The sequence below is a fragment of the Mycolicibacterium parafortuitum genome, assembly GCF_010725485.1.
In the GTDB taxonomy this organism is placed as follows: Bacteria; Actinomycetota; Actinomycetes; order Mycobacteriales; family Mycobacteriaceae; genus Mycobacterium.
Window position 1 is genome coordinate 51,940 of record NZ_AP022598.1, and the last position, 26,238, is coordinate 78,177.

24 protein-coding genes and 1 pseudogene are annotated in these 26,238 nt (G+C 63.6%); 10 read left to right on the forward strand and 15 right to left on the reverse strand.

Translation table 11 applies throughout. The features are described from left to right. Positions 1-11 precede the first annotated feature (11 nt). The 5 genes from NTM_RS00205 to NTM_RS00225 all read right to left on the reverse strand — a co-directional run bounded on the left by NTM_RS00205 (position 12) and on the right by NTM_RS00225 (position 5,194). Positions 12-1,151: a GGDEF domain-containing protein gene (locus NTM_RS00205; RefSeq protein WP_163765029.1), complete on the reverse strand. Its 1,140-nt coding sequence runs from the start codon at positions 1,149-1,151 to the stop codon at positions 12-14. Positions 1,152-1,273: 122 nt separating this feature from the next. Continuing rightward, a complete protein-coding gene (locus tag NTM_RS00210; RefSeq protein ID WP_163765032.1) occupies positions 1,274-2,140 on the reverse strand; it encodes a MaoC/PaaZ C-terminal domain-containing protein in 867 nt (288 codons plus the stop codon). Positions 2,141-2,882: 742 nt separating this feature from the next. Beyond that, positions 2,883-3,824: a restriction endonuclease gene (locus tag NTM_RS00215; RefSeq protein WP_163765034.1), complete on the reverse strand. Its 942-nt coding sequence runs from the start codon at positions 3,822-3,824 to the stop codon at positions 2,883-2,885. A gap of 425 nt (positions 3,825-4,249) precedes the next feature. Beyond that, positions 4,250-4,819 (reverse strand): ImmA/IrrE family metallo-endopeptidase, encoded by a 570-nt coding sequence (locus tag NTM_RS00220; protein WP_163765036.1) that lies wholly within the window; start codon positions 4,817-4,819, stop codon positions 4,250-4,252. 3 nt (positions 4,820-4,822) lie between these two features. After that, a complete protein-coding gene (locus NTM_RS00225) occupies positions 4,823-5,194 on the reverse strand; it encodes a helix-turn-helix domain-containing protein (protein WP_163765038.1) in 372 nt (123 codons plus the stop codon). A gap of 482 nt (positions 5,195-5,676) precedes the next feature. Between NTM_RS00225 and NTM_RS00230 the strand changes: the two genes are divergently transcribed. From NTM_RS00230 to NTM_RS00245, 4 genes are all read left to right on the forward strand, one after another. Further along, the gene (locus tag NTM_RS00230; protein WP_163765040.1) at positions 5,677-6,678 is read left to right on the forward strand and encodes a CBASS oligonucleotide cyclase; all 1,002 of its coding nucleotides are present in this window, start codon (positions 5,677-5,679) and stop codon (positions 6,676-6,678) included. Between the two features lies 1 nt (position 6,679). Next, a complete protein-coding gene (locus tag NTM_RS00235) occupies positions 6,680-7,183 on the forward strand; it encodes an HORMA-1 domain-containing protein (protein ID WP_163765042.1) in 504 nt (167 codons plus the stop codon). A 64-nt stretch (positions 7,184-7,247) separates the two neighbouring features. Continuing rightward, complete coding sequence (locus tag NTM_RS00240) at positions 7,248-8,192, forward strand: AAA family ATPase (RefSeq protein WP_163765044.1); 945 nt, start codon at positions 7,248-7,250, stop codon at positions 8,190-8,192. A 46-nt stretch (positions 8,193-8,238) separates the two neighbouring features. Beyond that, positions 8,239-9,030: a DUF6602 domain-containing protein gene (locus NTM_RS00245; RefSeq protein ID WP_163765046.1), complete on the forward strand. Its 792-nt coding sequence runs from the start codon at positions 8,239-8,241 to the stop codon at positions 9,028-9,030. A gap of 277 nt (positions 9,031-9,307) precedes the next feature. Here NTM_RS00245 and NTM_RS00250 read toward each other — a convergent pair whose 3' ends face one another. Next, positions 9,308-9,568: a hypothetical protein gene (locus NTM_RS00250; RefSeq protein ID WP_163765048.1), complete on the reverse strand. Its 261-nt coding sequence runs from the start codon at positions 9,566-9,568 to the stop codon at positions 9,308-9,310. A 287-nt stretch (positions 9,569-9,855) separates the two neighbouring features. Between NTM_RS00250 and NTM_RS00255 the strand changes: the two genes are divergently transcribed. Both NTM_RS00255 and istB read left to right on the forward strand, forming a co-directional pair. Continuing rightward, a complete protein-coding gene (locus NTM_RS00255) occupies positions 9,856-11,217 on the forward strand; it encodes a Mu transposase domain-containing protein (protein WP_163765050.1) in 1,362 nt (453 codons plus the stop codon). After that, a pseudogene (gene istB, locus NTM_RS00260) lies at positions 11,214-12,070 on the forward strand (IS21-like element helper ATPase IstB). The gene NTM_RS00255 and the pseudogene istB overlap by 4 nt, the downstream one beginning before the upstream one ends. 113 nt (positions 12,071-12,183) lie before the next feature. Here istB and NTM_RS00265 read toward each other — a convergent pair. Further along, positions 12,184-13,824 carry an exonuclease domain-containing protein gene (locus NTM_RS00265; RefSeq protein ID WP_163769318.1) on the reverse strand — a complete coding sequence of 547 codons (1,641 nt, stop codon included), beginning with the start codon at positions 13,822-13,824 and terminating at the stop codon, positions 12,184-12,186. A gap of 236 nt (positions 13,825-14,060) precedes the next feature. Here NTM_RS00265 and NTM_RS00270 point away from each other — a divergent pair, with 236 nt between their 5' ends. Next, a complete protein-coding gene (locus NTM_RS00270) occupies positions 14,061-14,384 on the forward strand; it encodes a hypothetical protein (RefSeq protein WP_163765051.1) in 324 nt (107 codons plus the stop codon). A gap of 869 nt (positions 14,385-15,253) precedes the next feature. Here the strand turns inward: NTM_RS00270 and NTM_RS28690 are convergent. After that, on the reverse strand, positions 15,254-15,886 hold the full coding sequence (locus tag NTM_RS28690; RefSeq protein WP_197746356.1) for a hypothetical protein: 633 nt from the start codon (positions 15,884-15,886) through the stop codon (positions 15,254-15,256). Positions 15,887-16,513: 627 nt separating this feature from the next. Here NTM_RS28690 and NTM_RS00280 point away from each other — a divergent pair. Both NTM_RS00280 and NTM_RS00285 read left to right on the forward strand, forming a co-directional pair. Further along, entirely contained in the window at positions 16,514-17,107 is a 594-nt protein-coding gene (locus NTM_RS00280) for a hypothetical protein (RefSeq protein WP_163765053.1), read from the forward strand. A 366-nt stretch (positions 17,108-17,473) separates the two neighbouring features. Next, entirely contained in the window at positions 17,474-17,740 is a 267-nt protein-coding gene (locus NTM_RS00285) for a hypothetical protein (RefSeq protein ID WP_163765056.1), read from the forward strand. Between the two features lie 42 nt (positions 17,741-17,782). Here the strand turns inward: NTM_RS00285 and NTM_RS00290 are convergent, their stop codons facing one another. Then, positions 17,783-19,429, reverse strand: coding sequence for a TniQ family protein (locus NTM_RS00290; RefSeq protein WP_163769320.1), 1,647 nt, complete (start codon positions 19,427-19,429; stop codon positions 17,783-17,785). Next, a complete protein-coding gene (locus tag NTM_RS00295; protein WP_163765058.1) occupies positions 19,426-19,758 on the reverse strand; it encodes a hypothetical protein in 333 nt (110 codons plus the stop codon). Before NTM_RS00295 ends, NTM_RS00290 begins: the two co-directional genes overlap by 4 nt. Before the next feature lie 11 nt (positions 19,759-19,769). Between NTM_RS00295 and NTM_RS00300 the strand changes: the two genes are divergently transcribed. Next, complete coding sequence (locus NTM_RS00300; protein ID WP_163765060.1) at positions 19,770-20,468, forward strand: tannase/feruloyl esterase family alpha/beta hydrolase; 699 nt, start codon at positions 19,770-19,772, stop codon at positions 20,466-20,468. A gap of 77 nt (positions 20,469-20,545) precedes the next feature. Here NTM_RS00300 and NTM_RS00305 read toward each other — a convergent pair whose 3' ends face one another. The 5 genes from NTM_RS00305 to NTM_RS00325 all read right to left on the reverse strand — a co-directional run bounded on the left by NTM_RS00305 (position 20,546) and on the right by NTM_RS00325 (position 26,233). Continuing rightward, complete coding sequence (locus NTM_RS00305) at positions 20,546-21,514, reverse strand: sugar phosphate isomerase/epimerase family protein (protein WP_163765062.1); 969 nt, start codon at positions 21,512-21,514, stop codon at positions 20,546-20,548. A gap of 137 nt (positions 21,515-21,651) precedes the next feature. Continuing rightward, the gene (locus NTM_RS00310; protein WP_163765071.1) at positions 21,652-22,407 is read right to left on the reverse strand and encodes a 3-hydroxyacyl-CoA dehydrogenase; all 756 of its coding nucleotides are present in this window, start codon (positions 22,405-22,407) and stop codon (positions 21,652-21,654) included. 349 nt (positions 22,408-22,756) lie between these two features. Then, positions 22,757-23,128: a hypothetical protein gene (locus NTM_RS00315; RefSeq protein ID WP_163765073.1), complete on the reverse strand. Its 372-nt coding sequence runs from the start codon at positions 23,126-23,128 to the stop codon at positions 22,757-22,759. Next, positions 23,128-24,210 carry an ABC transporter ATP-binding protein gene (locus NTM_RS00320; RefSeq protein WP_163765076.1) on the reverse strand — a complete coding sequence of 361 codons (1,083 nt, stop codon included), beginning with the start codon at positions 24,208-24,210 and terminating at the stop codon, positions 23,128-23,130. The genes NTM_RS00315 and NTM_RS00320 overlap by 1 nt, the downstream gene beginning before the upstream one ends. Before the next feature lie 193 nt (positions 24,211-24,403). Further along, entirely contained in the window at positions 24,404-26,233 is a 1,830-nt protein-coding gene (locus NTM_RS00325; RefSeq protein WP_232079576.1) for an AMP-dependent synthetase/ligase, read from the reverse strand. Positions 26,234-26,238 lie beyond the last annotated feature (5 nt).

Consider the following 26,238-nt stretch of genomic DNA (forward strand, 5'->3'; position numbering starts at 1 on the left):
CTGTTCGACTGTCAGGCGGTCCTGCCGTCGTCCTCGCCGTCTTCCAGTGTCGGGCGTACGACGTAGCGGACCTGGTTTCCGCCGGCCATCCGGGCCTGCTCGATGGCCTGCTGGGCGATCCCGATCAACTTGTCGAGCACCTCGTCGGGCGGCTGGGCGGCCAGCGGCGGCAGCGGCGTGACCACGACCCCGATGCTCGCCGTCAACCGCTGCGGGGTCGCGGCGATCGAACCGCGGACCCGTTCCACCAGCGGCGACGCGTCCGCGGTGGTGAACGTGTCCGCGATGACGAAGTCGTCGTCCGAGACGTGCGCGACGATCGCGTTGTGCCGCACCGTCTCCCGCAGGGCCTGGCCGACCGTGACCCGCGCGCGGTTTCCGCCGCCGGAACCGGACAGGCCGAGCAGCAGGGAGAAACTGTCGATGTTCACCGCGACGACGACCAGGAACTTGTCGTCGCTGCGGCTGCGCGAGGCCAGCAGCGTGGCCACCGAGCTGTAGAACGCATCGCGGTGCAGCAGGCCGGTCAGCTGTTCGATGTCCCCGTGATGGGCCTGCGGCTGCAGCAGCTTGATCAACCCCCGGCACGAACTCGCGACGAACACATTGAGCAGCACCGCGATCAGCAGGCAGGTGATCGCGACGGCCAGGCCAGACGAGGCCATCTCGACCGCCAGCACCACCATTACCGCCGCACCGACCGACCAGGTCAGCGCCAGCAGCCGCGCCGCGTGGAAGCAGACGACGTACACGGTGAGCACCACGTACGTCGCCGTGCCGAGAAAGCCGATCAGCGGATTCGCGACGAGCAGCGAGGCTGCCCCGACCCCGATCGATCCGACCAGCGCACAGACCAGAGACTGGGCGCGGCTGGGCCAGTGGTCGCGCAGCCACAGGGCCGCCATGGCCAGCGAAGCGACGACGATCACCGCCGCGGCGACGCGGGCACCGACCGACTGCGGGCCGAACACGCCGGCGACGAGCCCGACCGGCAACAACGCGAACGCGGCAATACATGTGGCAACCAGGCGACATGCGGCGGTCTGTAAGCCGCGCGACGCGAGCAGCGCAGTGAACCAGTAGTACTGATCGACCCGCCACAGCCCAGGAGCGACGGCACCGACGGACAGGGACCGCAAACCTCTGAACAACTATCCACCCCCGTCCCACGAACCAAGGTCCAGATCAATAGCCCCGCGCATCGCGAAGGCTACCAGCCCAGCAAACAATTGCCCAGCGCCTGCGCCAGCCGGCGATCGATCCCGGCACCCCGTCATCCGCCAAACTCCACATCGCCGTCCTCAAGCACCAGCCGTGACTCCGACCCGTCCGGGTTCGCTGCCTCGGTGCGAAACACCGCCCGGCCGGATCCCAGCCGCCAGATGGAGGTCGTCAGCGTGTCGCCGGGCAGCACCGGCGATGTGAAGCGCGCGGAGATCGCGGTGATCTTGGTGGCGTCACCGCCGGCGAGTTCGGCGATCAACGCCCGCCCGGCCACCCCGTAGGTACACAGCCCGTGCAGGATCGGCCGCGGGAAACCGGCGAGTTGAGCAAACCACGGGTCGCTGTGCAGAGGGTTGCGGTCGCCGGACAGCCGGTAGATCAACGCCTGGTCCTCGCGGGTCGACAACGTGGCCCGCGCGTCGGGGTCGCGGTCCGGGATCGCCGGGGCCTGCGGGCGTCGGCCGGGCTGCCCGCCGAATCCACCCTCGCCGCGCAGCACCAGGGTGGTGAGCGTCTCGGCGACCACCTGCCCCGTGTCGGGGTCGGCACCCGTCCCCTTCAGCATCACCACGGCGTTCTTGCCTTCGCCCTTGTCCTGCAGGTCGGCCACCTCGGACGTGACCCGCAGCGCGCCGGCAGGCGGTAGCGGCGAGAACAGCCGGATGCTCTGCGACCCGTGCAGCAGCCTGCTGAAATCGAACGAACCGATCTGGGTGATCGCGCCGAACGGCGAGCAGGCGATGACGGCGTACGTCGGCAGTACCTGTTGGGTGACGTCGTGACTGTTCTCGGTGGTGAACGCCAGGTCGGCGGTGCCCGCACCGACGCCGAGCGCGTAGAGCAACGTCTCGCGGTCGGTCCAGGTGAACAGCTCCGGCGAGGTGGTCGCGCCGATGGCGCCGGGATCGAGCGGCATGAGCGTGAGGGTAGCCGTATTGATGTAGATTCTCAGATCCACTGTCATATGCCCGAGCGGGCAACCTGCGGCGACTTGTATTTGTCTCACGTGATGTCACAAGATTCTGTCTCAGAGTCGTGTCATATTTCCGAACGCATCTCCGGTAGCCGATGCCCCACAGCTTCACAGCTGTACCGTGGCCACACGGACCGCTGGTTGTTTCGTCACGTGATGCAGTGTCGCTCGAACCATGGCGTGTCCAATACGGACACACCCATGTCCGATGCGCTGCTCAAAGTGCCAGCCGCCCCGGACCGCGATTTATGGGCATTGCTCTGCCTTGGCCTCGGAATGACTGCCAGCCGTGTTATCCCAAACCGTCTTCATCGCGCTGTCATAACTATTCGTCACTATCCATGAGAAGGGATATCCAGCAGTTTCGGGACGAGCCGTGCGGACCCATCGCCATCGTGCCGCGAAACCCTAGGTTCCCATGCGCGCCGGCGCGCACGGGCAAATCACCCCCATTTTCTTCAGACGCGCGCTCGAGACTGATGGGCGACGAGCCGTCGCACTGGCTCGTCGGGTCCTTTTGAACGCACGCTCACGAAGGATCGGGAGCCCGAGACTAACCCATCAGCTCGGACATCTAAGTAGAGCAACCAAACTGATAGTGGCTGTCAGGTACGATTGAGATCCTTTGTCTACCAATAGAAATGCTCTTTGTTGTCACCTTCATTGGAAGTTGGCTGCGATGCCTTCACGTGTCGATTGTGTCGGCCAGCAGGAGTTCGGCAAGGCCCTGATCCTCGGGTAACCATAATTGGGCGCCAACTCTTGCAAATGACCGGCACAGATTCACCACCTTTGTCTTGCCGCCAAACCGAACTGTGGTCTTCTCGATTTCTGTGAGTGACTCGAACGCTTTCTCGGCGAAACCATGAGTAGAGAGAAACAGGCCTCCATCGCGATGCTCGCGCCCTACGACGTTGACGAAGTCCCGAACGCTGTTCTCGCCGACCCGCTTTCCCGAGCGCCAGTGCTTAAGTTCGACGATGTAGGTCTCGATGCCTGATTCGGTACGCAGCGAGACAATGATGTCTTTTCCGCCGTCCTTGGACGCTGGCGTAAGTTCTGCTTCGAAGCCGAGACCGTTTAGGACTACGGTCAACATCCGTTCAAGATCACGCCATTCCAAGTCGTTGAGAGCGTCGGGATCGCGGGCTACGATCTTGGCCATTTCTTCACTGACGCCGCGGATCAAGGCCGCAATCCGAGGTTCTGGTTCCCCGCCAGCCGAGGCAACCGAACGCGCCAGGGCGAGTAGGTCATCGGGCGTCAGAAGTTCGACAGCGACGGGATTCTGCAGAGCCCGCTCTCGCGCCGAGGCGGTGAAGCCTGACCGGCTAACGAAAACGAGTCGGCCGACGGCAGTTCGCCCCGCGAGCCCAATGATGCGGTCAATCTCCGAGATGCCCACCGGTCGGCGTTGGTGCTTGTAGTCAACGCCGAGCAGTCCTTGTTGCCCGCTGTCGGGAGCGGCGGTCCCTACGTAGTCGAAACCTGAATCGGGTTCAAGTTGCTGGACGACCTCGAAGCCTTGAGCCGCCATTATAGGAGTTAACAGCGGAAGGAGCCGGTGTTCGGCATCGAAAGCCGTCATTGACGGCAGTTCCTCGACGAACTGCTCGAGCTGCCTCACGAGACCCCGGGGACCTGTCATAGGTACATTGTGTTCAGGCCCGATCTTCGTGCCTCTACCGGGCAAGTTCCCCCCGATGCGTTGACGACTTTGCGACCGTCGACGTCCACGACGGAGAAGCTCGGGCCACGGTCTGGCGAATGGATGGCCCCGGCGTGGCGAGAGAGACGTCAGCATCCGCGGCTACATCGTCAGTTCGGAGGCGACCCTGACCACCATCGGCGGGGCGTCGCGTCAGATTTTGCTCGATCCCAGGCGGCACCTTAGCGGCTCGCGAGCGGGTGTTTGGGCTGCGCATCCGTCAATGCGGAACAGCGAGTGGCCCCCCTGCCTGCGGCGGAGGCCGGCGCACGGCGTGGTCAAAAAACTGGAAACCAGTGTCAACAGGAACGTCTTAACACAGTCGCGCCGAGCACCCTCCACAGTTAGGACGTGCGCCAGCTGGCCCACTTGCTTCGGGTCCGCTCGACGACCTTTCGCGCGCCACTGTGATTCATACGCCAACGTGCGACTGCGAGGCTTACGTCGAATAGTTCAGCTGCCTGCTGGTCGGTCACGTTCGCGCGGGCGAGGCGGAAGGCGCCCTCGTAGGGAATGAGCATCTCGCCGGAGAGCCAGTCGGCTTCATCTTCCTGGTCACCGCCCAGGCCGCATTTGCGTTCATCTGCAGACAGGGAGACGCCAAACTCGTGTTCGAGCACGACGTGGGCAAGTTCATGGCACATGGTGGTGCGCCTGCGAGCGGGCGGTTGGGCATCATTTTCCAGGATGGCGACACCGGTTCCAATGGGGACCAGTGCGCCCGACAGGGCGCTGCCCTCTGCCTGGAGAAAATGATCGCGCGCCGGACCGCCGAGGTTGCTCATCTGGATCACGGGGATCCCATACTCATCGGCGAACGCGTACGGGTTAAAGGGCGAATGGGCATCGAGACCGATCTCCGCCCGTAATTCCAGCGCAAGGCGCTTTGCCTCAGTTTTGAATCCCCGTCGCACAGCTCACCCTTGGGCCCGCGCGCGTTCGACAGTCGCACCGATGATCTGCTGAAGGTACTTAACGTCGGTCTCGCTCAGATCTTTCCGGGCTCGCAATAGGGGCGCGAGCTGCGCCATCAAGTCAGGTTGGCGGGACACATCACCGTCGCTGTCCGCCCCATCGCGTTCGAAGAATTGCTCAGCGGGCAGTCGGAGCCACTCGACGATGGTCGCGAATCCATCGGTATCTGGCTTCAATCCATTGCCGAGTCTGGACAGCAGAGATGGGCTGACGCCAATCTCTGCGGCCAACGCGCGCCACGATAGCTGGCGTTGCTGGCGAGCAGCGTCGAGAGCTGAGTACAGCGAGGCCGTATTGATCGTGGTTTTGGCCATGGCCCAGTGTCTCACATATGCAACGGCGCATCGCTGATGGCACACTGTGTTACAATTGAAACAGTAGATCGGATCTGGAACGGAGATGGGAGGCGGGCATGCCCGGCAAAAGAGGACGTAGCGCAATCACCGGCCGGTTCGTGAGCCAGTCCACGGTGAAGAAGAACCCGAAGACGACGACAAACGAGAGCACCGGCCAGGGTCGCAAGAAGAAGTAACTCTGCATGTGGGCCATGGCCCGCCCGACCCTGCTTGTCGGTGGTGCGGGCCAAACTTAGTCACCACGCACCGCGTACAACACGATCGGAGGGGCCCATGGCTCACTTCAAACGACAGTTCAGGGATGCGCTAAGCGCCAATGGGCTTGGCGAAGTCACCATCGACGGGCTCGAGGCCGACCCGTTCGTCCGCGGCACTTCTCCGGACCCAGCTAAGTCACGGTCGCCATTTCGCCGACCCCGTTGAGCAGCGAGGATCTCCCCATGCATAACCACGTCAACCACAGTGACCTGTCGACGTTCGCGGTAAACAAGGTCAACGTGCCCGCTGAGACGGCGAAGTCGCGGCGTTCTCAGGTCGCACACCTGCGGACCCGTCTGGAGTCTTATATCGCTGACCACCCCAATTACGACCTCGTGAAGATGCGCGGCTCGGGCAGCGTCGCCAAGCACACCGCCATCAAAGCGAGCTCCGACACCGACATCGCCGCGTACGTCCGCGCCAGCGCCGTCGGCGGTTTGGACGTCGACGAGGCACAACTTCTCCAGTGGCTCCGCGACCGCTGCGTGGAAGTGTATGGCGCGACCAAGGACGCCAGCGACTTCGAAATCTCGCACCACGCGGTCGGCATCACGATGCACGGCAGCGGCCTCAAAATCGACGTAGCCCCGGTGCTCTACGAGGGTGAGCCGGACGACCGAGGATACCTCGTCACCCAGACCGGCGACCGGGTGCTGACGTCGGTGACCCTGCACAAGGAGTTCCTCAATAAGCGGCGCGCACAGGGCGGCCCCAACTACAAAGAACTCATCCGCCTGGTCAAGGCATTCGTGCACCGCGCCAAGACCGAGGCGGCCGCCTCCGGACCGGAGCTTCGGTTCAAGTCCTTTATCGTCGAGCTCATCGTTGCTCACCTTTGGGACAACGGCTGGCTGAACAAGCCGTTCGCAATTGACGACTATCCACGCGCTTTCGAGCAGTTCCTCGCCTATATCGCCATGACCGAACTCAAAGAGCCGATTCTCTTCACGGACTACTACCAGGCCAACGACGTCGATACCTGCACCGACCCCGTGCAGGTCTGGGACCCGGTCAACCCGTCCAACAACGTGACACGCGGATACTCCGATTACGACCGCCAACGCCTCGTCACACGGTGCTCCGAAGCGCTCGACAAGGTCAACACCGCCTCAGCGGCCACAAACAAAACATCAGCCGTGGCCGCGTGGAAAACCCTCTTCGGCCCAACTTTCCCGGGGGCGTGACATGACTACCTCATCTACGCGCTCGTCCACCTTCACCATCACGAACGCCCGCGAGATTGCGGCCAGTGTTGGCGCCGATCTACGCAACCTGTATTCGAAGTACGGCGACCCGCAACCGAGCCTCATCGAGGTGTTCACCGAGGAACTCGCCCTGTACCTCAAGGCTGGGTACCTCGAGTTTGTGCAGTTCGGATTCCGCGACGGAGACCGATGGGTGCTCAAGCTCCAATACACTGCCGTCAGCGGCGGATACCTTCGCAACGACACTCCCGGGAACCTGCCCAGCGCGATGGCGGTCATCGGTCACGACTTTCACAGTTACCTCGAGCAGAATTCCGAGTTCTTTGCGCTCTCTCCCGAGGGCCGGGCTGCGTTCAAGGCGACCCTTCCCACGAACCGGACGCCGGGTACGGCGCCGACCGCCAACCGCGCGATATCGACCGCTGGCACCCAGTTTTCCAATAACGGCCGCGGCGTCGACCGCACCGTCTACCTCGACATCTGATCTACCACCCGCCGTCTGCGGTTTTGCCACCTCCAACACCAGGCCTCTGCTAGGAGCGAACTCAGTGCCGGATTCGACCAGCCTCTTCCACCCGGTCATTACCCTCCCTGACGACGTTCGTGCCGAGCGCTACGCACGGTTGGTGGGCCTCGACGCGATCAAGACCAGGCTGCGCAAAGAGGCTGCCGTTCTGGCCGACCCGTCGACGCTGACTACCTGGGCGGCAAAGAACCACCCAAAGGTAAAGCTCGATGACCACTCGATCACTCTGCTGAGTGATCGTGCCCCTCTACTGCTGTTCGCCGGCGATGTCGGCTCCGGCAAGTCCGCGTTGGCGGAGAGCTTTGGATGTGATCTCGCCGTCCGCATGGGCCTTGAGGTCGAACTGTGGCGACTCAAGCTCTCGACTCGCGGATCGGGACACGTAGGCGAAATGACCAGCCTGATCAGCTCGGCGTTTGAGGAGGTCAGATCCGAGGCCAAGCTCGGCCGCAACTACAGCACCGGCAAAGTCACGAAGATCACGATTATGGTCGTCGACGAAGCCGACGCACTCGCCCAATCCCGTGAATCCACGCAAATGCACCATGAGGACCGTGCAGGTGTAGACGCGTTCCTCGCCGAGATCGACAGTCTCGCCGGCTCCGGCACTCCCCTGCTTGTGGTGATGTGCACAAACCGGCTCGCGGCCCTCGACCCCGCCGTCAAGCGCCGCGCGGCAGCAATATTCGAGTTCGGTAGGCCCAACGACGAACAGCGCCGCCAGGTCATCACGACAGCGTTCAAGAACTACGATCTCCCCGCCGACACCATCGACAAGCTGGTCATCGCGACCGGAGCCCAGGGTCCCCACTGCTATGGATTCACCTACTCCGACCTCACGCAGCGCCTTGTACCCAGCGCCATCTTGGCCGCCTACCCGGACGGCGCGATCACGGCAGACCTGTTGTTGACAGTGGCTGCTGAACTGGGTCCCACCACTGCCTTCGACGACCAAGCCTCGGAATAACCCCGTCGCAGCCTTCCCGAACCTCCGCACTCACTAAGGAGTTGCCATGACTCGTACTTTCGATGTCGCAGCAGCGTTTCGTCGTAAGCAATCAACACTTCTCGACTCCCACGCCTCCATTCGTAATGTAAGCAGTCATCCCACGACTCTCGGAAACCACTCTGAGGCTGATTGGTCGGGTGTATTGAGGGGCTTTCTGCCCGAGCGCTACGTCGTCGGGCCAATCTTTGCAGTTGATGCTGACGGCGCCACGAGCGAACAGATCGACGTAGCGGTCTACGACCGCCAGTACTCGCCTCTCTGGTTCGGGTCGCAAGGCGGGGCCGACTTCGTGCCCGTGGAAGCCGTCTACGCGGTCTTCGAGGTCAAGCCCATCGTCAATACGACGTACATCACCGCCGCACGCCAAAAGATCGCATCGGTCCGCCGGCTGCGCCGGACGTCGGCGCCAATAAAACACGCCGGCGGGACCTACGGCGCTGTTGACCCATCGGCCAAACACGTCATCGGCGGTCTTCTGGCAGCAGAGGCGTCCTGGTCGGATCGCGAAGCGACCGTTGCGAAGCTTCGGGAACACCTTCCGTCAGTAGGCCAAGACGACTCGCTCGACATCGGCATCGCGGTCGACACGGTCGCGTTCGACTACACGCCGGTGCCGGTCGAACTAGGGAGCCGCGAGGACACGATTCCGCTTGAATTCAGCGCTGAATCCGACCAGCTGATTCACTTCGGAATCCGGCTTTTTCGCCAACTACAGCAACTCGGGACTGTGCTTGCCATTGATATGAGTGCTTACGAGACAGCACTTGGCTCGCCCATAAAACGCGCGGCTAACTAGGCCGAGCACAGATCGTCGGCGACGGTGAGCACCCTCTCGTCGTACACCCCTGCGCTCTCGGTGTGCCACGATGGAGATGACTGTGCCGCAAGGCGTTGTCGGCCACAAACGGGTGGCTGACTGCGGAACCGCTGACTGTATCGAGATGGTTCTGCCGGCAGCCGTCTCAAACAAAGTGACGGTCACCAGCAACGAGCCGCCAAGCACATTGAGACCGGACAACAGAACAGACGGGCATTCGCCAGACGAACCTGCGCCTGTTTGTCGGACGGCGGGCTCAACTGTTGTCGTCGAGCGGCGCGGTCGGCGCCGGGGGCGCATGCACCCAGACCAACGGATAACGCCCGTCTCGGTCACGCAAGGGCGCCACGCCGACGGCGAAGCCTGACGTCGGGCCGAACACAGGATCATCGACCAGCACGACATTCCAAATCTCGGCCTGACGTTCGGAACTGGCCCGTTTGACGAAGGACCACTCGCCCCGTTCCGTGATCGGGTCGCCGAGGCGCGGGACTTGCAAGGGCGGCGCTGCGGGCATTGGAACTCCCAGATGGTGTGCTGTAGTCAGTGTCCTCCCCATCAGGCCAGAGCGCAGCGTTTTCAGACAACTACGCACCGATAGAACCCACCTCTCATTGGCGCGTGATCGCTCGACCGTCCGTAAATCCACTTCCACAGTTTTCGATGTTGACCGCGCTCACTGAATTTCCCCACTTACGCTCATCGAAATTCCCCACCCGTGTGGCTCCGCCGAGAAGGGCGGGCCTCCCTCGAAGCTGCTGGTGTCTGACGCCAGTTGCTCCATCGAAGGAGGCCCGCTTTCTCATGCTCACATGGGAGGACGACTTGGAAGTACATGCCCTACGCAAACGTGGTTGGTCGATCTCGGCGATCGCCCGCCACACCGGCTTCGATCGCAAAACGGTCCGCAAGTACCTCGACGGTGACGGGGAGCCCGGGGTCCGGGCTCGCCGCGGCCCGGACCCGTTCGAGCCGTTCGTCGACTACGTCACCGCCCGCCTGGTCGAGGACCCGCATCTATGGGCCCGCACCCTCTACGACGAGCTCGAGGATCTCGGGTTCGCGCTGTCGTATCAAAGCCTGACCCGCAACATCCGAGCCCGCAATCTGCGCCCGGTGTGTGAGGCGTGCCGCTCGGTCACCCAGCGTCCGAACGCGGTGATCCCGCACGAGCCCGGTGATGAAACCCAATGGGATTGGCTGGATTTGCCCGATCCGCCCGAGTTCTGGGGGTGGGGCAAGACCGCGCACCTGCTGGTGGGCTCGCTGGCTCATTCGGCCAAATGGCGAGGGTCGTTGTCGCCCTCGCAGGACCAACCGCATCTGGTCTCCGGCCTTGACCGCGTGACCCGCGGCTTGGGTGGGTGCACACGGGTGTGGCGGTTTGACCGGATGGCCACAGTCTGCGACCCCGGCAGCGGCCGGGTGACCGCCTCGTTCGCCGGGGTGGCCAAGCACTACGGGGTTTCGGTGGCGATCTGCCCGCCGCGGCGCGGCAACCGCAAAGGTGTGGTGGAAAAGGCCAACCACACTGCCGCGCAACGCTGGTGGCGCACTCTGGCCGACGACATGACCGTCGAGGCGGCCCAAGCCAGCCTGGACCGCTTCGCCCAAGTGCGTGGCGATACCCGGCTACGGGCCACCGCCGACGGCCGGTCCTCGGTCGCCGCGGTGGCCAAGACCGAACCGCTGGCTCCGGTGCCGGCGGTGCCGTATCCGATGATCGTTTCCGAGACCCGCACCGCGTCGCGCCAAGCGTTGGTGTCCTACCGCGGCAACCGCTACTCGGTGCCCCCGGAACTGGCCGCCGCCCAGGTGGTGGTGTCACATCCAGTCGGCGGCGAGTTCTGCGATATCGCCACCGCCAGCGGGATCGTGATCGCCCGGCATCGGATGGCCGCTGACGGGCTCGGAGTGATGGTGCGTGACAGCGGCCATGTCATCGCGTTGGACAGCGCCGCGATGGCCACCTCCATGACCGGGCGCCCGCACCGCCGCAAGGAACGCATCCCACCCGGGCCGGCAGCTAAAGCCGCTGCCGCGCAACTGCTTCAGCAGCACGACACCGCTAAAGGTATTGACCAATCCCGCACTCCGTCCACCGATTCCACCGTGATCGATCTGTCCGCCTACGAGCGGGCCGCCCAGAAAAGGACCATTCAGTGACCCCTACCGGCCGCACCCCGAAGACCACCACCACGACCATCGCCGAGGAATCGCCCTCAGCAGCGGCGAGCCGCTACCAGCAGCTGCGCTCGCACCTGGCCGAACTCAAACTGGCTGCCGCCGCCGAAGCCCTCCCCGCGGTCTTGGACCAGGCCAGCGCCGAAGGGCTCTCGCTCACCGCCGCCCTGGAAGGCTGCTGGCCGTCGAAGTGGAAGCCTCCACCGCCCGCCGGCTCGCCGGGAGACTGCGGTTCGCCTGCCTGCCCACCCCGGCCACCCTCGACGACTTCAACGTCGATGCCGCCGCCGGGATCGACCGCAACCTCATCGACGAGCTGGGCACCTGCCGCTACCTCGAATCGGCGACCAACATCCTGCTCATCGGCCCACCAGGCACCGGCAAAACCCACTTATCCGTGGGATTGGCCAGGGCCGCCGCCTATGCCGGCTACCGCACCTACTTCACCACCGCCGCGGATCTCGCGGCCCGCTGCCATCGCGCCGCGATCGAAGGCCGCTGGGCTACCACTATGCGTTTCTACGCCGGGCCGACGCTGCTCGTAATCGACGAACTCGGCTATCTACCATTACCGGCAGAGGCGGCCTCGGCACTGTTTCAGGTTGTCTCCCAACGCTATCTGAAAACCAGCATCGTCATCACCACCAACCGTGGAGTGGGCGCCTGGGGCGAAATCCTCGGAGACACCACCGTCGCAGCCGCCATGCTCGACCGCTTACTGCACCGCTCGATAGTCATCAACCTCGACGGCGAGTCCTACCGCCTGCGTGACCACCAAGCCGCCGCCGAAACCCTGCGCCGAACCACCACCGGCAACCGCCAACAACTACACTGATCGCTGCTCACAGGTGAGGAATTTCGGCGAGCACACCTGAGGACTTCCGATGAGCGCGATCAATGTACCTGCCCGAGCGTTGGTCGTCTGTGCGCAAGCCGTACTCGATCGCGTCAGGCATTCACCCCTGCGCGGCTTGGCGCGCAGTCCGGGCAGCGGGTTGGGCGCCGTCCCCGGGTACGGGGCCGTTCCCAACTACCCATGCATTCGGTGCAGACCAGGGTTTCGATCGCGGGTGGCGCCGGCAATTTCGGCGGCCGGGTGACAAGCGATTGCGCCTTGCTCGTCGGTCGGTTGCTTCGGCATGGTGAACACAGGGGTGTGCTGGATCGGCGCGCTGCCATCCAGGAGTCTCCGCATGTGCCACATACTTGCGCGATGCCGGGATTGTCAATGTTGGTTACCCGCAGCGGGTTTCCGGTGGCGAGGGCGTGCCGGTAGTCCGCGAACGATGCCACTGGTACGCCGAAGCGACGGGCGGTATCCACTTTGGTGGACTCGGACGCGGTGTCGGCGGCGATGAGCAAGCCACACGACTTGGTAAGTGAGTCGTGCGTTTGGAGTCCGTGCGCGCGGGCCTCGGGATGAATGATGGCGTCACGGTCGATCGGGCTGCCGAGTTCGTCGAGCGCTGCGCCGGTGAAGCACACCTTCAATCCGGCTTCCAGCGTGAGGGTGGATTCGGCGATTCGGTACGGGTTCGTACGTCGGGTGACGAGCTTGGCGTCGAGTTCGAGAAGCGCTGCCACGCGGCACAATTGGTCGAGCTCGGTGTCAGTTATTACCGAGTCTTCCAGTGCAGCGTCGATGAGGCCGTTGAGGAATTCTCGGTGTGCACGTTCCCGCTGCCGGTCATCGAGGCCGAGTTCGTGGGCCAGTTCAGTGAGCTCGACTCTCTCTTCGCTCGTCAGTTGCAGATCGCTCACGGCACGGTCGAGCAGGGTCACGTACGGCGCGACGTCGGCGTCTGCGTGTACTCCGCGGGCGAGTTCGGCGAGGTAGGGAACGTCGAGAGTGACGGCGGTAAATCCGTCGCGGGTGAGGACGCGCCGCGGTTGGGTTCGGTGCAGCGGGGTCGCTGAGACCGGCGAGCAGGGTGTGCTGAACGCTTCCGCGACGGCGAACAGGAGTTGGCCGGTGGCGCGGGCGTCGACTAGGGCTCGATGCGCATTGTTGATCGGGATGTCGTATTCGGCGCAGGCGACGGCGAGTTTGCAGCCGGTGGCGTGCAGGGTGTCGAGGCCGTATCCCCAGTCAATGTCGATGCCGGCCCGGGAGAGTTCGTGGCCGATCATGCGGGTATCGAATCGTAGGTTGTGGGCGACGACGACAGCGCCGTGCAGTCGGACCGCGAGGTGATGGGCGACGTCGTCGAAGCTCGGCGCTTCGGTGAGCATCGAGGCGGTGACGCCGTGGATCCATGTCGGCCCCGGATCTCGGCCCGGGTTGATCAGGGTGTCGAACTCGTCGATCACCGATCCGGTTGCGTCCATGGTCACGATGGCGATCTCGACAACGCGATCGACGCGATACAGACCGGTGGTTTCGACGTCGATAACGGCGATGCGGTCAGCCCCCGCGAGGACCCCGGAGATTCCTCGCTCGACCTGTGGAGCAGTGGCTCTCGGGGCGGCGAGACCCGCAGCGACCTGCGCCGGTGGGTGTGTCCAACCGGTCCATTCGCTGCCGGTCCACCAGCGCAGCTCAGCCTGGCCCCACGGGTCTTGATGCCACCCCGGTGTTGCATTACCCACTGCAGATCCTCCCCCGTTGCCTGCACACCGCAGCGTAGTGAGGTACGGGCACGCTTATGGTCATTTTGGTGTGGCGATCGTCGGCGGCGGTGGGGAGGATCCAACTAGTGATGCGGATTGCAGCACTCGTTCTCACGGCCGGAGTCACCGTCTCGTGCTCCACGTCGCCACACGAGCCGACTTCGTCCCTCGGGCCGGCGTCGCCATCCGGTGCCACGACCATCCCCGGAGGACCGATGGAAGCCACACCCACCGTGGCGAACCCTAAGATTCCCACCAGTCAGCAGGAAGCCCAGGACACCGTGCTGCGGTTGCTGCAGGACACCGTCAACATCTTGCCTGCGGGCACCACACTGGACGGTTCGCAGTACCGCATCGGACGGATCGACAAGTACTGCGAAGACGAACCCGCGGGACCGGATTCCCCGGTGCACGTGGAGGACTGGCGAGACCTCAAACTGCCACCCGGAACAGATTTCAACGAGATCATCGCTCAGACCGGAGACACCTGGACGCAATGGGGCTGGCAGGGTCGCGTCGACCGCCGCCACCCGGATTGATCAGCTGGCTTACATTCAACCCTCCGGTTCTGTGCTGTAACGAACCAAGCTGACCACGCCCTGCCGCGTCTCGTCTCTCGAAGACACCATTCGATTGCCTCCCATTCGATCGGTCTCTAGCTGCTGACACCGGCACATCCAGCATCGCGCCGGGAAAGCCCTGCTAGTCAGACCTGAGCTTTGCTCGCTTCGCGTACAGCAACCGAATTCCTTGAGCCCTACTAGCAGGATGCTCTGGCCGACGGCCCGTTGCCTACGCCTCCTCGAATTAGCCGTAAACACAGCGTTGGCGCGGCGGCGTTCTGAAGCAGTACCGCATTCACCAGACGCGCTCGTTCAGACCGTTCGTCGCGTGTCGCCAACGCTGCGACGCCATCCGGGCTATCGTGTACACCGTCCTCCAAGACAACCTTTCTGGGGATAGGAAAAGGGTTCGCCAAGACCCGTTTCGATTCAAGTGCCAGCTTGGTCGGAGAAAGCCTCCGCGGTCCGCGATCGCGGAGGCATTTCCATGTATGGTCCCCGACCGATTCTCGACGACGGGTGTCACCTTCGCCGAGCTCATTCATGGACGTTCATCTGGGTAGCCGTATCGTCGCGCCAACGCCATGAGTGTGCCCTGCTAGCAGGGCTAGACGGTCAGCAATCGGATAGTTCATACCGCACTCCCCGTCGCTGGTGCTTGCACCAATTCTCGTGCAAGCGAGTACGGGCTGGGTGAACTCAACCCCCACCAGACGGAGACCGAGGTTCCGCATGGTGGCGCGCACGTCGGCAGATTGATCCCGTAGCCGCCACAGAAAGAATGCCTGTTCCGGTGCTGTGGAAGTTCAGCTGCCCGACGGCTTCGTCTCATGGGCTAGCCCCGTTCACGAGAGTCCGCCACCATCGCCGTCGGGTTTATCAGCCGTAATCTGCTGAACGAGTTCGACGATACCGCGCAGCGCCTCACCCTCCGTGGGTGCCAACCAGGACAGGGACGGATACTCGGCACCGAGTCCGACGAACTCGTGGTCTTCCGGTGACCACTCAACTCTGTAGGCGAGTTCGCCTGCACCCGTGTCGCACTGTAGGTGGTCCCTGATGGTGGCGGCGATGAACATTGCCCGCTGCCGTGGGCTTTGGCCATACTGTTCGTCTGCGATCGTGCCCGCGGTGATGAGCCTTCCCCTGACAGAGCCATCTGGCTGTTTCTGGAGGTCCAGTTCGATGGCCCATTCTCCGCCCCGCTCTCGAAAGTGAAAGCTGCGTCCGTCGACTTGGCCCTGCCACTGTTCGGGCACGCGCTCGCCGTGACGCTGCATGGCGATGCCAGGCTGATCAGCCAGCCAGGCCTGGAGGTCAGCGTCGGCGGCCTGCTCGGCGGCTTCAAACTGTTGACCCTCTGGCGTCCGCCGAAACTCTTCCATGTGTCCGAGAAACTGTTGGAAGGTTTCTGCCGATCGCCACCGACTGGGCGGCGATGATGCCGCGCCCCTCACCGTCTTGTCGTCGTCGGGCATCGTGATCACCTCGATGGTTGGTCCGCAGAATTGCGCTGGCTCCAGTCTGCGCTGACCCAAATCTGACCGCAATAATTTCGAAGTTTCAGGGCGGTAGGGCGTTCCCAAATATGGGAAAGTTACCAACCTCGGTAAACTGAAACAATTTGGAGCACCAAAGCTTTGAGTTCGATATGCTGGATCGACCTTAGCTTGCCGACGACGATGCGTCCGTGGGTCTGTCGTTCGCCAAGACATCGTTGCACCGTCCACCGCGTTGGAGGTGAGTTGTGGTCAAGAACCGACGAGCGAAACACGCTGTCCGCAGATACAAAGCGGCGCATCCAGGGATGTCTTATACACAGGCACAGCGTGAGTTGCGCGAGCAACGCGAAAAGCGAGAGCAGGCTAGGACGTCCCTAGCTGGTCCTCAAACCGACGAGATTCCTCACGAGACCGAACAGAGTGTGTCGTCGCACCACGAGCACAGGCGAGTCGACTCGGGTGAACCAGTTTCTCCTCAGAGCGATGACGTCCTCTCTTCCAATAAACAGGTCTCACGCGCTCATTATCTGACAGACCCGTTTGGCCTGAAATCCGATACTGCTGTGGAACAGTCGCATCGGTCGCGACCCGGGGAAGGCTCTGATGCCGTCAGTCGGTGACCTTCCAAAACCCACCGATGCCGAGATAATCCGTTGGCGCGCTCTGGAATCGGATGTGGCGGCGATGGGTGAAGGGTTGCGCAATGGCTCCGCGACTCCCGACGATGTGGACGGCGCCTTTGCACGCCTGATGTCGTCGGATATCGACTGGAAAACCTACCGCAACGCACTTCATATCCCGGCTGACGCCGGCGAGCATGCCGGGGCGATCGAGGTGATCCTGCGGCGTATATCTGATGGGTGGGGTCGCTGGCTCAGCGTCGATGCGGGCTGGTACCCATTGATTATCGCCACAGATGCCCTACTAGCGGCACTCGACACCGATTATGCTGTGCATCAGGTCAAAGAGAAATTCGGCACGCTGCGCTACTACTACCGGCCCAGCAGCGAGGACGTCGGTCACGAAACCCTGGACGCGATGGATGCGATCACGGACGGTGCCGAGCGTGCGTCAGCTGTCACGTGTGAACGGTGCGGCACGACGGGTTTTCTACAGCACAGCCCACGCCGCTGGATGAAAACCTTGTGCGCTTCGTGCGCGGACGCCCTCGGATACGTCCCTACCCAGCCAAACTAACGCCGCAGTCCAGAAACCAATGGCACCGACAGCGCGCTACCGTCGACCCACGTCGCGACATTGTGGAGGCACACTATGACACCCAACACCCCGAAGAAAGTGGTGGTGTCGAAGGCCGCGTTGAAGACGGCCGGCGCGCGATCCACAAAAGCATCAGCGGCACTGGCGGGACGAGTCGTCCCGGACAATCATCGACGCTCCGCTGCGGTGCAGGCGTATCTCGCGGCGCAACGCCAGCCTGTCCAGCGAGGATGATTGCCGATGAATACGTCCCCGGATCCGCCGAACAACAACCACACAGCCCCCTCCAATCCGGCTATACGAGAAGTGGAAGCGCTGACACCTGACTCGGCAGGGTGCTGGTTGGTGACGACGCAAGAGAGCACGCATGTGTGGGACCTGGACGCGCTGACCTACACCCGCAGGCCTGGGCCAACGACCCTCTCCGGAGGATTCGCCCACGACGACTGTGCGATGCCGATCAGCAGGATTGAGCGCTGGCCCCGGGTGGGTGACACGTCGTTGGTGTGGTTCGACGATCCGGAGGCTCCGGCCGAGCGGGAGTTGTGGCGACAGTCCTCGACCATCGTGTCCATCACCGCGCTGCCGGACGCGTCGCCAGGACGGCGCTGAAGGCCGCGGCCGCCTATTTCAACGACGCTGCCATCTATAGCGTCACAACAGCGTGACGTGAAGCGCGGGCACGGCCACGGGTGGCTCGGCGATCCCCTGCCGCTGTAGGAATTCTTCCATCGACGTAAGCACACCCGGCTCCTCCAAAGCACCTGCCGCAGCGGCTGCGTGGCACCGCCGCGCGAAAGCAGCCGTCTCGCGATACCAAGGCGCACCGGCCCGCGGAAGACCACTGAGATGTTCGAATGCCAAGCAGCGCAGAGCATCAAAGGCAACGGGTGTTCCGGACCGTCGGTCGGCGAGCAGATCGGTGTAGTCGAGTCGCCGGCGGCGGTGGTAGTCGATGCGGGCGGGCGTCGCAGCGAGGTGATCGGCCAGTTCGATGATGCGGCCGGCGACTGCAGATCGACTGGGGCACTCCGCCAAAGACCGTAGTGCGGCGTACACGACCGCGGCGTCACGCGCGGTGTTGCCGAGCATGGTGGCGATGGCGGCGGTGGGTGCGGTGGTGCCAACATGTGCGACGGCGCAGGCCAGCATCCGCCGAATGACCGGAGAGTCGTCATCGTTGCCGAGAATGTAGGTGACCCACGGCGCCCACAGCAGGGTCGGCAGCCGCCGCGCCAGCGACGTGAGCGTGGCTTCGGGACGCCGCGGTATCGCCGGACGGGGCGTGCAGGTGCGGAAGCGCAGCACGTCGGCGATGGGAAGGTCCGGGTCAAGTGCGGCCAGTTCGGCCGCCGCGACCCGCGGATGCGAGGAGGCGGTGACGACGGCTCGCTGAAGCCTGGCCGACACTGACGTCGGCGCGTCAGCCGAAAAGGTGCGAATGACCATGGCCGCGCGGGTGATGTCGGGGGCGGTGAGCGACCGTGTGGCGATAGTGAACGCGTCGGCTACCCGATCGATGCAGGTATCGATGTTGGGTTGCCCTGGTCGGTGCTTCGGTGCTGCATAGCTGGTGGCCATGTCGCGAGCGAGTGCACGCAGATCGGCGAGCGCCCTGGCAGGGGTGGCGGTATGCGGGGCGTAGAGGGGGAACGTGGTGGTGTCGCCGGCGGACAGCGTATTGATGGTGTGTTGGGCGGCGAGCATGGCCGACGACGCCGCAAGGCGGCGCTTGTGGCCGCGCAGGTCCGCACCGCAGACGGTGTGACCGTGCCCTCCGCCGGACTGGGTGCAGAAACGTAGATCGGGAACGACGTCGGTCAGCGGGGCGGCGCGCATCGGCGGTCGTCCGCATCGGGGGCAGGTGTCGGCGAGTAGGCGCCTGTGCCGGGTGCAGGCGAAGGTCCAGCCCAGCAGCCATGTCAGTTGCCATCGACCGCCGTTCTCGGACAGGCATTGTGGGCAGTATCGCGTCGGACGTGCAGTGGCGGTCAGCGTGCCGTAGTCGATATGGGTGGGGCGGCGGGCCGCCGTGATGCCGAGCGGTTGGAAGCGGTGCAGCGTCATCGAGCGGAGTTGGTCGGTATCGACCGCGGTGGCGGCAGCGAGTGTGTTGATCTCGTGGGTGTGCAGGTAGCCGGCCCAGCCGATGTTTTTCATGTCGCCGCGGCGGCGGTGCAAGCCGACGGCGGTGAGTATTTGGCGCCAGGTGACGTTATTGGTGCGCGCGTACGCGCACAACCACGAGGTGAGACTTTCGCCGGCCTGTGGTTGTGCGCGCAGCGGCAGTGTTCGAATCAGCGCGTCCTCGCCTTCTTTTGGCCACTGCGGATGGCGGCGGCATTACCGAGGCGGGTCTCCTCGGCGGCGACGTCGACCGGGATGGAGTCGAGCAATTCCTGCGTCAGTACTTCGTCACCGTTGCGGATCGCCAGCGAGCAGCCGCGGTTGATCAAGGTCATCAACGACCCGATGCGCCCGTCGGACCGCGCCCAGAGATAGTCGTTCAGGACGTCGGCGAGCATGCCCTGGCCACCGTCGGTCAGCACGATCTTCGATTCGATGGTCTTGAGCAGGGCTCGCCAGACATCACGGCCCTTCTGCTCGTCGACGTCGAAGGAGCATGACACCGGACGGCAGCGTGCCGTCGCCTGCGGACTCGATCGGATACGGCCCCTACCCGCAGGAGGGGCAGCTGTGGTTCGGCTTCCCCCGTGGCACCGACGTCAGTGCCACCGCCGGACCGGAGCCGTTCTCGATCGCCGCCGACTTCGTGGCGATGGCGCTCGGTGATCTGAGCATCGGCTCGCCGACCCTGGTGAACGCCTCCGGTGGGGGCACCGACGGGTGGCGCAATCTCACCTACCAGCAGATGACTCAGGCGTTGGAGAACGGCGAAGCCATGCAGGAACAGTTGGCGCACATCAACACCGACAATCCGGATCTCTCGGCGTTCCGCAATCGCGGCGGCAAGATGCTGATGTACCACGGCCTGGCCGATCAGGCCATCGTGCCGGGCGGATCGATCATCTACTACCAGCGGGTGCTCGACACCATGGGCGGCCCGGCTGCGGTGCAGGAGTTCTTCCGCTTCTATCTGGTGCCGGGTATGGGCCACGCCTTCGCCAACGGCACCGCCAACCCGGATGCGCAACCGCCCATCCCCGATCACGCCCGCCTCTACCAGAGCCTGACCGACTGGGTTGAAAATGGGGTGGCACCGGGACATTACGAGGCACCGAGCCCTGACTCGGCGCTCCCCGAGGTGCCGCTGTGCCTGTATCCCGCACGCTATACGACGACCGGATCGGGGACGGGCATCGACATCGGCTGCGCGTAGGTGTGTGCCGCGGTCCGGCCGGGTCAGGGTGACCTCAAGTGCGTCAGATGGGGCCCTGGCGAACCGCCGGATACCCCTTATACGTTGGCGGGCACCCAGTCCGGCTTCTCGGCAAGAATCACCGCGCGCAGTAACGCCGCGGAACGTTCGACGCCCTCGACGGAGTTGACCAGTGAATCCTCGTGCTCGATGTTGAGGGTGCCGTCATATCCCACCGATCGCAGGTTGTAGACGAAATCTGCCCAGAACGCCTGCCCCGCAGGTTGCCCCAGACCGAGAGTGACATAGTTCCAGGCCCGATTGGCGGTGTCGGCATGCGCGGTGGTGTCCAATAACCCGTCCCGGTCCGCGATCCAGCGGTTCACCCTCACATCCTTGGCGTGCACATGGAAGATGGATCCCGCCAGCGCACGGATGACCGAGGGGATGTCGGCTCCCATCCACATCAGGTGGGATGGATCGAGGTTCGCGCCGACCACATCCGACCCAACCGCGTCGATCAGCCGGGTCAGCGTCCCGACACTGTGCACCAGCTGACCACCACAGGCCTCTACGGCCAACCGCACGCCGGCGGCACGTGCCACATCGGCCAGGTCCCGCCAGTATGGAACTGCGACCTGCGACCACTGGTAGTCCAGCACGGCCAGGTTCTCCGGCGGCCAGGCAGTGGTCACCCAGTTCGGAACCTTGTCGTCGGGGCCGCCACCCGGTAGGCCGGACATCAGCACCACAGTCGGCACACCCATGCGTCCGGCGACCTCGATGGTGTCGCGGACCACCTTGTCCTGCTGCTGCCCGGAAACCGGATGCAACTGATTTCCGTTGGCGCACAGCGCACTCAACCGTAGACCGTAGTCAGCGACGGTCTTGAGCAGGTCATCACGTGCCTGCGATGAGCCCACCAGAGCCTGGAGATCACAATGCGGACCCTCCGACCAGTTGCCGGTGGCGATCTCGACCGATGCCAGCCCGGCTCGTTGAGCCACACCGAGTGCTTCTTCGAGGGACAAGCCGCCGAGCGAGTCCGTGATCAGGCCGATTTCCACAAGTCCTCCAATGCTTGGCCGTCCACTGCGACAACCTGCGCGTCAGTACAGAACGACGCGCACGGGGGACCGTCAAGGATTTGTCCTGACATTCGGACTTTTACCCGTCCAAGGGCCACTCACCAGTAAGGTCAGTGTCAGCGCGGGGCCATGCGGATCGCGCCATCCAGCCGGATGACCTCACCGTTGAGCATCGGGTTTTCCACGATGTGCACGGCGAGTGCGCCGTACTCGTCCGGGTCGCCCAGTCGCGCCGGGTGCGGCACCTGCTGACCGAGCGAGCGCTGCGCCTCCTCGGGCAGCGAACCGAGCAGCGGGGTCTTGAACAGGCCCGGTGCGATGGTGCAGACGCGGATCAGGCTGCGCGACAGATCCCGTGCGATCGGGATCGTCATACCGACCACGCCACCCTTGGACGCCGAGTAGGCGGCCTGACCGACCTGGCCCTCGAACGCGGCGACCGAGGCGGTGTTGATGATGACGCCGCGCTCCTCGTTCTTCAGAGGTTCGGTCTTGGCGATCCGCTCGGCAGCCAGCCGGATGACATTGAAGGTACCGATCAGGTTGACCTCAACGACCTTACGGAAATCATCCAGCGGGAACGGGCCTTCCTTACCGAGGGTCTTGATGGCGTTACCGATGCCGGCGCAGTTGACGTTGATCCGCACCGGGCCGAGCGACTCGGCGACATCGAGAGCCTTGCTCACGGCCTCCTCGTCGGTGACGTTGGCGGCGACGAACTTGGCGCGCTCACCCAGTTCGGCGACGGCCTCTTCACCCTTGAGGTCGATGACGACGACGGAGGCTCCCGCGTCGAGCAGTCGCTTGGTGGTGGCCAGGCCCAGGCCCGAGGCCCCACCGGTGACAACCGCTACCGAATCCTTGATCTCCATTGGTATTACGTCCTTTCTCATTGCAAGTAGGGTCGGTGAGTTGTGAAGCGGCTGTGTTCAGCATGCCGGTCGAAGACCCTTGGCGAGTGGGAGAACGCCGAGAGGTCGTGGCGCCTCCGAGCCCAAGAAACTCCACGCTAGGATTCGCCTCTGTCCACACGAGGCGAGCAAGCGGCCGTATTTTGCTTGTTAAAAACAATCGGGGTCAGCGAATCGCTCTCAACCCGTATGACTACGAGTTATGCGTGAGCTTCCTCATCAGAGGGCTCAACGAACTCTGGCTGTATCAGCTGTGAGTGTTCGCTGTCGCCGTATAGCCCGCGGAACGGGTCGGTAAAGTACACCAGCGTCACTTTGCGGTCACCAACCGCCAGGCGCCGTTTTCACGCCTTCCAACCCCAAGTGGCGGTACTTGGCCCTGCTCGTCAGCTGGCTGCGAGTACGAACCGGCCGATATCCGTACCTTACTCGCCAGGTCCCGCAGGGACGTTTCGAAATCGCTTCCCACAAAACCGTTCACCCAAGCCCACAAGGACGCCGACAGCGCCGGCGGCACCGACATGGCGCTACGCGCAAAGCACTCCAGCAGTGCGGTAATAGTGTCGCGGTACTCCCCCGCACCAAGCCGAACACAGATCTGGTTCTTTGTGCTTTCGTCCACGAAGGCGGTGGCGAGATCGGCCAGCGCCCATGCGAACGCGCACTCCTCGGCCCTGTTCATCAGGAACCTGTTCCGGTCGGCGTCACGGGGATCGACTGGGTGGGTGCGTCGTCCTCGTGGTGTGCGCGGGCGACGTGGCCCGGTTCGTGCGAGGCGTACTTGTGGGTGCCTTCCAGATCGTCGCGGATGGCTTCCTGCGCGGCCGGGGGCAGGGTGTGCAGGATCTCACGCACCCGGGCCTGCCGACGGGCCACACCCTTACGCTCGGGCATACCCGGGGTGGCCGACAGCTGCGGGGGCACGCCCTCGATCTCCTCGACACCACCGTCGTGCTGACCCTGCTCCAGCATCGCCGCCTCGGCGGCCGCGGTCGCCTCGTCCTTCTCCTCCGACATACCGATCGGCCCGATCCGGCGACCATTGAGGAACTGCTTGACCACCGGCTCCTCCGAGGTCAGCAGCACCTCACGCGGACCGAACATGACCAGCTTCTTGCGGAACAGCATGCCGATGTTGTCCGGCACGGTCCGGGCGATGTTGATGTTGTGCGTCACGATCAGCACCGTCGCGTCGATCTGGGCGTTGATGTCGATCAGCAGCTGGGACAGATAGGCGGTACGGACCGGGTCCAGACCGGAGTCCGGCTCGTCGCAGAGGATGATCTGTGGGTCCAACACCAGCGCGCGGGCCAGACCGGCGCGCTTGCGCATACCGCCGGAGATCTCACCGGGGAACTTGTGCCCGTCGTTGGGCATACCGACCAGCTCGAGCTTCTCCATCACGATGTTGCGGATCTCGGACTCGCTCTTCTTGGTGTGCTCACGCAACGGGAAGGCGGTGTTGTCATAGATGTTCATCGAGCCGAACAGCGCGCCGTCCTGGAACAGCACACCGAACAGGGTGCGGATCTCATACAGTTCCTTGGCCGAGCACTCCAGAATGTTGGTGCCATCGATCACGATCGAACCGCGCTCCGGGCGCAACAGACCGATCAGCGACTTCAGGAACACCGACTTACCGGTACCGGAGGGGCCCAGCAGAACGCTGACCTCACCGGCGGGAATCGACATCGTGACGTCTTCCCAGATCTTCGACGATCCGAACGATTTACTCAGCCCAGTCACATCGATTTGGACACCCATACGTGAAACTCCCTATGAAATCGGTTGTTTGGTTTGCGTGCCCAGTCAGCAATATGTGGCCGCACGCTGGTGGACTCTTCTTTCACGATGCCGCGCGTCAAGAGTGGCTTGTTCGATCTTCTGGTCGAAGTCGTCTGACATTTACAGGGATCCGGTGTTGCGCGGGTGCAGCCTCCACCCATTGTGGGACGTCTCAGCGACTCAGTGCACCCGGCCGCGAGTACAGCTCCTCTATGACACCGGCGTACTTGTCAGCAATGACGCGGCGTTTGAGCTTTGAGGTCGGCGTGAGTTCGTCGCCGTCGGGCAGCCATTCACGATCGAGCAGCGAGTAATGCTTGATCTGCTCGACTCGAGACAGTTGCTTGTTGGCGAGCTTGACCGCGTCCTCGACGGCAGCGTGCACCTTGGGATGCAGGCTCAGCGCCTCCAGACCCAGCTGTGCCAACCCGTGTTGACGGGCGAACACCCCGGCCCCGTCCGGATCGAGCACGATCAGTGCGACGTTGTAGGGACGCGCATCGCCGATGCAACACACTTGACCGATCAGAGGTGACGCGCCCTTGAGCGTGCTCTCGATGTTCACCGGCGACATGTTCTTGCCTGCCGCGTTGATGATGAGTTCCTTCTTGCGGTCGACGATGCGGACAAAGCCTTCCGCATCGATCGACGCGATGTCGCCGGTATGTAGCCAACCATCGGAATCGATTGCTTCGGCGGTCTTTTCCGGGTCCTTCCGGTAGCCGCGCATCACATGCCGACCCTTCATCAGGAGCTCGCCATCCTCGGCTATGCGCGCCTCGGTGTCCGGCATGGGTTGACCGACGGTGCCCATTCTGATGTCGCCGGGGAGGTTGGTCATGCCCAGCGCGCCCGTCTCGGACATGCCGTAGCCCTCGGCGAGTGGCACGCCCAGCGAGAGGAAGAATTCGTGCACGATCGGCGCAATCGGCGCGGCGCCGGTCATGAGGAGTTCGACACGATCCAAGCCGAGTTCGCGGCGGAGCGGGGCGAAGATCTCATCGTCGGCGCGCTGCCATCCTGACTCCATTTCGGGATCGAGGCGATCGCCCTGATCGCCGACCCGCAGGCGGACTGTGGCGATGTCGATCGCCGCGTCGATGGCCACCTGACGCTCGGGCGTCTCCGCTTTGAATCGCGCCAGGAGTGCCGCGCGTAGCTTCTCCCAGATTCGGGGAACCCCCATGAACCAGGTTGGGCGCGTCTCGGCGACTGCTTGGAAGATCTGTCGGGCATCTCGGACCGTGGTGATGGTCCACCCGGTGGCCATCTGCAGGTAATGAGAGAAGATGCGGTCGGCCATGTGTGCAGACGGTAGATAGGAGATACACCGTCCTTCGGCAACGAACGGGAAACGCACGTTGCATGTCTGCAGGACGAACAACACGTTGGCGTGCGTCAATTCGACGCCTTTGGGTGGGCCGGTGGTGCCCGACGTGTAGATCAAGGTGGCAACATCGTCCGGACGGACTGCGCGCCAACATGACTCGAAGTCGAAGTCTTCCGGAATCGCGAGGGAGGCGAGACTCGACGTCCCCGTGGGCGCCGCATCGTCTTCGTCGATGACGACGATGTGTTCGAGGTGTTGCAGGTCCGCAGCCTCGCGGATGCGTCCGACGTACTGACTCTCACACAGCATGACGGTGTTCTCGGCGTGATTCAGGAGATACGAGATCTGTTGAGGTGCAGATGTGTTGTAGATCGAAAACGGTGTTGCGCCGAGATGCAGGACCGCAGTGTCGATCAGGTGGAACTCCGGCCGGTTCGACATCATGAGGCCGACGGTGTCGCCGTGCCGCACACCCAGCCCGGCCAGTTTTCCCGCAATCTCCTCGACTGCGCGGGCATACTCGCCCCGGGTGATGCCAACGGTGTCGCCGTGCGCCCGGATGGCGATGTCGTCTGGATTTGCTGCGACCGTTCTCTGAAACAGTCCGCACAGTGTTACTTCTTGTTCGAGTGCGGCCGTCAGCTTGGCTGATTCCAGGGGCGAGATACTCACGGGGC